Source organism: Mitsuaria sp. CC2, assembly GCF_048957715.1.
Lineage (GTDB): Bacteria > Pseudomonadota > Gammaproteobacteria > Burkholderiales > Burkholderiaceae_C > Roseateles.
In genome coordinates, this window is the sequence record NZ_JARVXN010000042.1 from 104,949 (window position 1) to 112,790 (window position 7,842).

Sequence of the window (7,842 nt, forward strand, 5' to 3'; positions counted from 1 at the left end):
TCCAACCAGGCGCCGACATCATCCGCCTCAGAGGCGTTCCCAAAGACGCGAATCAAAGACCGTCGATTTGGCCACGTACCCAATCGGCCATTTCTTCCTTGTCGAACTCCAACAGGTAGTCGACCAGGTCTTGGTCGTGAGGGCCGTTGGCAAACGGATCGGCGCCGGCTGCGACCAGCCAGCTGAACAGTTCCTTGTAGCCGAGTGACGCCACCTGGAACAGAACGGGCTCGCTGAACGAGTCCTTTGTGTTGATGTCTGACCCGCGTGCATGAAGCCATGCCACGGCGGCCTGGTCGTTCTCCACGGCGAGGAAATGAAGCACCGTCTCGCCGATGCCATTCATGAGATGAGTCAACTCAGGCCGGGTTGCCACGAGGGCTTCGGCTCGCTCGTACTCTTTGGCGTAGAGAGCATTGCGAAGCTCATACCAGTCGGGGTCAGTGTCGGACATAGGCACCGAGCATAAGGCAGCTTCCAACACGGTGAGACCGGAGCCGACTGACAAGCCCTGACCCTCTTGGGGGATGTCATCCCCCTCACTCCCTCTAAGGGAGGAATGGCCGGAAGTCTTTGATATGGATCAAAGAATGAGGTCCCGATTGGCCGCAGCATGGACCTCGGTGATTCAACCCGCCACGATCCCGACGCCGGTCCTGAGACTGGTGTCTAGCTCCTGATCATTTGGTCATGGGCGAGATGGGCCTATCCGCGAGGACGGCCTCACGTTGGGTTCGTCGTGAGTTGAACATCTCGCCCACCTCTCCGGTCGATCCGAAGGCATGTCGCCTTCAACGTCGGAGCCGGTGGCTGCCAATCTGGAATGAGGTACGACATGGCTAGCTTCCAACAAGCACGCATCGACGAGTCCGACAAGCCGCTGCGCGCGCGGCATCCTCTGGCGGGCTGCGATCAGCAGACGCTGATCAGCCTGCAGCACGGCTGGGGCATGACCGAGCCGCAGATCTTCGGGCCGCGGCTGGGCTCCGATGCGATCTGCCTGCGCGCGGATCTGACGACCGGCTCCGCGCTGGCCAATCTGCGCGCTCTGCTGGTCAGCGGCGCGTCGATGCTGTCCATGCTCGCCGACAACACCGCCGAGTGCGATCCGGCCAAGCACGTGGCCACCGCCGTCAAGGAGTCCCTGCGCGAAGCGCTCGGGATGCTCGGCGTGGTGGAGCGCGCCGTGGACGACGATCGGAGCAAGGTGGTCTCTTGAGCGCGAGAACCAAGGTGCGAGACGATCGTCGATCGGCTCGCGCCTGACTTTCGCGCCATATGACAAGTCCTGACCCCATGACCCTTCGGGTGGGTCTCCAAACGAATGGGTGGATAGTGGCAACTTGAACGCACTCGCGACGAATGCAAGTCCATGGTCACGACGCGGGCCACCCTCTCGGCCACGGCCGCCGTGGTCCCCGTGCCCGGTCTGGATATCAGGGCGGATGTGTCGCTGTTGCTCGCCATGAAGTTGCTCGGCAACTCGCACGTCGACGACTGCTTTGAAGTCGCCAAGCGCGCGCTGCAGGATATGGCGAAGACGGAGCCAAAGAAGTTGCTGGAAAGCTCGTCGAGCGTCAGTCGATATCGACTCTTCTGAGGATCGATGACTGAGCCGCAGATCGGGCAAGGTTCCATCGCGTGAGTGGCGTGCTGTTGAAGAGGTTGAAACGAGACTACGCCTTCGCCTCAGGCCACAAGACGTACATGTCGCCATCGCAGAACCCGATGCCCACGCCTTGCGAGTCCCGCAAGCGGGCCGCGTTCCTTCCGTCGCGAAGGTACGAACGCACCATGTCCTTCGACGTCTCCAACCACTCGGGCCAGGCAGCGCCGGCCACGTCGAACGAACCAGTGAGCGAGGTCTTGCTGAACGAGGGGGCGGGCATGCGACATGGAGGCGGATTCTGCCGTGAAGGTTGGAGAATCATGGAGGAGGGCGGGTCCTAGCCCACGCACCTGCCACTCTGCCCGCCATACCGGGGCAACGGCGCTCCCGGCAACTCCACCGCATAGTGCAGCGACAGCATCTGCCACCCCTGCGGTCCCAACTGCCACTGCGTGCTGTTCACCCCCACGTAGTCCGGCGCCGCCTGTGCCGGATCGCGGCGCGATTCGACCACGCTGAAGACCTCCGCCTGGCTGGCGTACCGGCGCACCTCCCGGTGGATCTCGCATTCATGCAGCGCCCGCGGGCTCGGCTTGCCCACGGCCGCCACGAACGCTTGCGCCGACCAGCTGCGCAACTGCACCTCGCTGAGCTGCGCATTGAGCTGCTGACCCCACACGCGCGCTTCCGGATGCATCAGCGCGTTCATGCGCGCCGCGTCTCCGGGCTGTCCTGCCGCATGGTCGAAGGACTTCCATAAAGCGGCGACCTGCCCCTCCAGCGCCGCGCGGCTGAAGGCATGCGCGTCCGTGCCCAGCGTCTCCAGCAGCGCCGGCCAGCTCACGCGATAGACCTGCGAGAGCCCCGCCGCCGTACCCGGCGCCGGACGCGTCGATGCAAACAGCAACCAACGTCCGTCCGCGGTGATGGACGGCGTGAATTCGAAACCGGCGCCGTTGATCGGCGCCGGCAGGCGCAGCGCGAGGCCGAATTGCTCGCCCACGCGCTCGGCCAGGTAGAGGTCCGCGCCACCCTCGCTCCCGGTGCGGTTGCTCCACCAGACGACGAAGCGCCCGTCCGGGCTCAGCGTGAAGTCACTGTTCGCCGACCCCTCGTTGATCGGGGCGGGGAGGAGGCGGGGTGGCAGCGTCTCATCGTCGTCGACACGGTAGACGGAGAGCTTGCCCGGCCCGCCGACGCGCGTGGAGGCGAAGTAGAGGCGTTTGCCGTAGCGCTCGGGTCCCAGCTCCTGACCCGGGCTCTGCAGCGCATCGGGCAGTCGCCGGGGTGCCGTCCATTGGCCGGTGTCGAGATCCGACAGCACGGCTTCGAACAGATCCAGATCGTCGCGCGCGGAGGCGCTCTCCGCGTCCGGACGGTTGGACACGAAGGTCAAGGTCTTGCCGTCTCCCGACAGGTGCGGATCCGAGTCGCGCCAGCGCGGATCGGAGAACGGCAGCGGCTCGGCGGCCCGCCATCCGCCGTTCGGATCCCGCCGCTGCCAGAGGATCTGCGATTGCTTGAATCCGGCCGCGGAACGCGCAAAGACGCGCAGGGAGGCGGATTCCTGCAGGTTGTAGGCCTGCCGCTGAGGATCCTCGCCGGGAAGATCGACCCGTTCGACGATCAGGTCGCTCCCGACAACCGGCGGTGCCGCGGCCGCTGCGATCGGCAGGCCGTTAAGGGCAGCCACGAGAAGCAGAAACGAGGTAATCGTTACGCGTGGAGGCATGGCGGTTCGAGTTGGAAGTTCGGACCGCGCGAATGCTAGGAGCGCTGTGAAGACCTGACCCCGCTCATGCGACGAAGCCGGCCAAACCCGCCATCAAGCCGGCCGGCGGCGGATGAGCTTGGCCAGCATCGGGACGCGCGTTCTGCTGGAACGAGGTCGACACGAGTCTGCCGGCAGCGCGCGTGATCCGGGCCTTAGGCGAACTGGTCGAGGTGCGCGGCGCGCCGTTGTCGATCCGGCTGGACAACGGGCCGGAATTCATCGCCCAGGCGCTATGCGACTGGGCCGCCGCCAAGGGCATCGAGCTACGTCACATCCAACCTGGTCAGCCAACCCAGAACGCCTATGTCGAGCGCTTCAACAAGACCTACCGCACCGAGGTGCTGGACTGCTACGTCTTCGACTCGTTGGCCGCGGTGCGGGCCATGACCGCCGACTGGCTTCAGCGCTACAACCACCATCGTCCACATGAAGCGCTGGGTCGCGTGCCGCCAGTCGAGTACCGTATAAAACGATTCCCCGACCTCTACTTCTGACTGGTACAGGAAATCAAGGAGGCTTCAACAACCGGTGGCACAGTACTCGACGGGCCCGCACGCTACCAAACGCTTCAACCGATCTACAACCGGAAATGTGGGCTGTGCCTCATCAAGAGGCTGCCGGTAGCTTTCAGGCATTGTGGGGCGCCCTTTACCTCGGTTCGGGCGTCTGCTGGCGCATCCATAGCTCCGCGCGCACGGACTCGTTCCCGGGCTGAAACAGTGGATCGTCCTCATCGTCGACTCGAGTGAGCTTGGCGTCTACGAGCTCCAAAGTGCTGTTCGAGCACAGCAGATTTTCACGGGCGTGGGGGTCGGGAGATATGCCTGAGACGTCCGCTGCGTACTTTGCCTCGATATGCATCAGCGTGTTGCGCAAGGACAGCGCCGACGAATCGAGAACGCACGCTGACGTGCTGATGAAGGCGGGGTCGCGGAGTGTGCCTTCGCGGATGATCGTGTCTAACATCTCGCGCGAGAAATGCACACGCCGATCGAGCGGCTCGCGTGTCTGGCCGAAATCAGGCAACTGCTTGAGTCCATAGTCGACGGCCCGGCGAAAGGCGTCGAGCAATCTCCCGTTATCGCCGGCGCGCAGCGGCGCATTGATTCGAGTCGAATTCTTCGTGTAGAACGCTATGGCGCGAAAGGCTGCTTCCTTGGCTGTCTCGTCGGTTTTCGCCGCATCGAACGCCAAAGCGATGGAATTGATCTCAAGGCTCTGGCGCGCGTGTCCCAAGTCCGCGCGCCGGATGCTGCCAGGGATTGCCGCTGCAGCGGCACTCGAAGAAATAATTGGTGCCGCCTGACTTCGCGCGACCAAGTTCGCCAAGGGTCCCTGAGAAGAACGTGGCGCCGTAGGCTGCGCCGGGGCGCCACGGCACCGGGAGGGCTCAGTCGCCGAGGAGTTTGAGGGGAGGCAGACGCCTCGGACAGCTGGGGTGCTACCGCGTTCGATTCCGGACATAGCGCTCAGCGTAAGGCGCCACACGACAGCGCCTGATGGGATCAGCGAATAGCCAGCCGGCCGCGCGAAGCGCTCAATTACGCGCGATACCACATCGCCGCAGGACGCGGGACCAAAAAGTCGCAGCGAGATCTAGCTTCTAGGTGAACATCGGAGTTGGTGTTCGCGATGGACAATCACCTTTGAAGTAAGCGTATGGGCAAGGCGGGGTGCCCACTCTGAGTCAAGCGGCGCCTTGAGTCTTGCTAGGGACAGTCTGCAAAACCCCTCGTCACCCTGACTGGCGATTTGATCGTCGGTCAGCGACGATGAGGGCATGAATCAAAGCTCGCTTGGTTTTGACCCGCTGCCCAAGAAGACCCGTAAGGAGGTCTTCCTGGACGAGATGAACAGCGTCGTGCCGTGGGCCGAGTTGGTCGCGCTGATCCAGCCGTACGCCCGCGGTGCGCATCAGGCCTTGGGCGGACGTCCACCGTTTCCCATCGAGACGATGCTGCGTATCCATTGCCTGCAGCTCTGGTGGAACCTCAGCGATCCGGCCATGGAAGAAGAGCTTCATGAGCGTCCGCCTTATCGACGCTTTGCCGGTCTGGACGGCGCGGCGCGCATGCCCGACGAGACGACGATCCTGCGCTTTCGGCACCTCTTGGAGAAGCACCAGCTGGCGCCGCAGGTGCTGGCCTTCCATCCGTTCCGATTGATCAAGCAGCAGTTTGGCTATGCCTAGGTGCGCTATCTGGGCTTGGCCAAGAACACGGCGCGACTGACGATGCTGTGCGCGCTGGGCAATCTGTGGATGGCGCGCCGACGGTTGTTGGAAGCGCAGGGATGAGTGCGTCTGCAACGCGTCAGACGGGCGCCGCGGCGGTAAAAGCCGCATCAAAACCGGACTGAAACTCCACACGACCAACCGCGCCCGAGCCGCTCATGAGACCAGGCCAAACGCTTGGGCGCAGACTGCGCGAAGGGCGGTGTTTTGCAGACCGTCCCTAGAGGACGCCGCGAAGGGCCGTAGAGAAGGATCGCCGCGATCGTAGCCGCATCAGCAGCGGCCGCTTCTCCTGCTAGGCATCGTACACGGTGCTGGGCATCTTGCCCTGCGAGATCTCGGTCCACAGCGCCTTGCAGCGCTTCGAGGTCCGACGACATGCTCCCCGCATGGCGTTGACCAAGGTCACGGCGCGTACGGCCAACTGGGCGCTTACCATCGCCATAGTCCCTTGTCCGGCAGCACCATGGCAACTTCCCGGCCGCCTGGCCCCCTATGTTCCGCAGATCAGTGGCCCGCGGCCGCCACGCCTGGTCCGCTTGGCCTCAATGACCATGGCGATCCCGATGTTTGTACGAGGGTTGGCGACACCCCGGGGTCGCTGGGTTTTTTTGATCTTGCTGACCCCGAACTTCCGCCGCTCTTGGCCCAATCTGGCTTTGTCGCCAATCCAGCTAGGACGAAGGATGGGACCGCACTGACGGCTGGCTGGCTCTCCGTATCTGACCGACCCGCGACGTCGAGCAAAATCACGTCAGGACAGCTCAAGCGGCTGTTCGAGTTGGCCTCTTCCGATTTGCTCGCGAAGGTGGCCGACGAGGTAAACCGCAAGCCGGAGGTCTACCAGCTCGACACCAAGCTGCGCCGCGCGCACTTTTTTGCTCAGGTACGAGAAGAGACGGGCCCATCAATGGACGCAAAGACTGAGGATCTGACCTACTCACCCGCTGGGCTCAAAGGTTTGTTTGCGTACTATGGCAAGCATCCTGATGAAGCGGATACTGACGGCTACGAACGAGGCCCTAAGGGCACCTTCAAGCGCAAAGCCATCCAGGAAGATATTGCGAACAAGGCCTATGGCGGTCGCAACGGAAATGGCGACGAGAAGAGCGGCGACGGCTGGAAGTACAGGGGGCGTGGCTTCATCCAAGTGACTGGGCGTTCCAACTACGCCGCAGTGTCAGCCAAGCATGCTTCAGTCTTCGGTGACACGTCGGTCAACTTCGAGCGAGACCCCGATCTGTTGACAGTGTTTCCCTACTCACTGCGCTCCGCGATCTGCTACTGGTTGATCAACCGCCTGCCTCGTCTCGCAGACAAGGGTAGCTCAGCAGCTGACGTGGACCGAGTAACGCGCGTGGTGAACGCGAACACCCACAGCTACAAGGAGCGCCAACATCACTTCAGAACCGCATATGAGCACTTTGAGTAGGCTGATTCCTGTCGCGGGCCTCGTTCTCGCGCTGCCGTCGCTGGCCGTAGCGTCCGATCAAAATTCGGACTCGCTGTGCAAACCGGAGGAGGTCGTTGTCTTCAATTGCTTTACCGGCAAGAAGACGGCCTCGCTGTGCGCGTCGCCAACCGAAGCCGCGCCGGCGCTCCTGGCTTATCGATACGGTACCGGGCAGAGAGTCGAGAACGAATTTTCCGCGACCGCGGCGAACGGCAAGACGTTCGGTGGCACAGTCGCTCCGGCGGCTCCGCGGGCATGGGTCAGTCAGGTATGGTTCGACCGTTCCTCTTATCGTTACCTGATGACTGAGTGCGTGGGGGGTGACTGCTCGCACAATGCTGGACTGACGGTGTTCAACGGTGAACGCATGATCATGAACGCCTCTTGCCAACGCCCACCAGGCGTCAGGCTGCCTGCGTTCTCCCGCGAGCTGGTCAAATTCGGCTCCTCTCCCGCCGAGAGCAAGTCCTCGACGCCGTTGTTGCGCATTGAGGAGGCCGATAACGGCGCCTACGAGTTGTATGGGCCCTCGAAATAGGCGGCCTCCAACGCGGGAGTGGCTTCGCTGCAGTTGCAGCACCAACGCCCCCTCAACTCGCACTTTGAACAGCCGCTGAGGTCACGAACAGCGAGCTTGCGTCGTTTGGTCAGGTAGGTCCGGAACGAGCGGTCATTGGTACCGGGATACGCAGCCAAGGCAGGCCAAGCACCAGGGCGTCGAACTGAGTGCGGCTCAGGCTCACCGTGCCGGTCACGTCGCGGGGCCAGACGAA

General features: G+C 63.1%; 7 protein-coding genes and 2 pseudogenes. 6 read left to right on the forward strand and 3 right to left on the reverse strand.

Annotation, left to right across the window (positions count from 1 at the left end):
• Nucleotides 1-52: 52 nt before the first annotated feature.
• Nucleotides 53-454, reverse strand: coding sequence for an ankyrin repeat domain-containing protein (locus PV762_RS26995; protein WP_421038087.1), 402 nt, complete (start codon nt 452-454; stop codon nt 53-55).
• A gap of 381 nt (nt 455-835) precedes the next feature.
• Between PV762_RS26995 and PV762_RS27000 the strand changes: the two genes are divergently transcribed.
• A complete protein-coding gene (locus PV762_RS27000; protein ID WP_421038088.1) occupies nt 836-1,219 on the forward strand; it encodes a hypothetical protein in 384 nt (127 codons plus the stop codon).
• A gap of 153 nt (nt 1,220-1,372) precedes the next feature.
• The gene (locus PV762_RS27005) at nt 1,373-1,600 is read left to right on the forward strand and encodes a hypothetical protein (protein ID WP_421038089.1); all 228 of its coding nucleotides are present in this window, start codon (nt 1,373-1,375) and stop codon (nt 1,598-1,600) included.
• Nucleotides 1,601-1,946: 346 nt separating this feature from the next.
• Here PV762_RS27005 and PV762_RS27010 read toward each other — a convergent pair whose 3' ends face one another.
• Complete coding sequence (locus PV762_RS27010; RefSeq protein WP_421038090.1) at nt 1,947-3,302, reverse strand: TolB family protein; 1,356 nt, start codon at nt 3,300-3,302, stop codon at nt 1,947-1,949.
• A gap of 182 nt (nt 3,303-3,484) precedes the next feature.
• Between PV762_RS27010 and PV762_RS27015 the strand changes: the two are divergent.
• Nucleotides 3,485-3,877: pseudogene (locus PV762_RS27015) on the forward strand (integrase core domain-containing protein); the annotation flags it as partial.
• 154 nt (nt 3,878-4,031) lie between these two features.
• On the opposite strand, the gene PV762_RS27020 reads toward PV762_RS27015, so the two are convergent.
• Nucleotides 4,032-4,712: a hypothetical protein gene (locus tag PV762_RS27020; RefSeq protein ID WP_421038091.1), complete on the reverse strand. Its 681-nt coding sequence runs from the start codon at nt 4,710-4,712 to the stop codon at nt 4,032-4,034.
• A gap of 451 nt (nt 4,713-5,163) precedes the next feature.
• Between PV762_RS27020 and PV762_RS27025 the strand changes: the two are divergent.
• The 3 genes and pseudogenes from PV762_RS27025 to PV762_RS27035 form a co-directional block, all read left to right on the forward strand.
• Nucleotides 5,164-5,529, forward strand: a pseudogene (locus tag PV762_RS27025) (transposase); the annotation flags it as partial.
• Nucleotides 5,530-6,067: 538 nt separating this feature from the next.
• Nucleotides 6,068-7,048 carry a glycoside hydrolase family 19 protein gene (locus tag PV762_RS27030; protein WP_421038092.1) on the forward strand — a complete coding sequence of 327 codons (981 nt, stop codon included), beginning with the start codon at nt 6,068-6,070 and terminating at the stop codon, nt 7,046-7,048.
• Complete coding sequence (locus tag PV762_RS27035; RefSeq protein WP_421038093.1) at nt 7,032-7,607, forward strand: hypothetical protein; 576 nt, start codon at nt 7,032-7,034, stop codon at nt 7,605-7,607. The genes PV762_RS27030 and PV762_RS27035 overlap by 17 nt, the downstream gene beginning before the upstream one ends.
• The last annotated feature ends 235 nt before the right edge of the window (nt 7,608-7,842 follow it).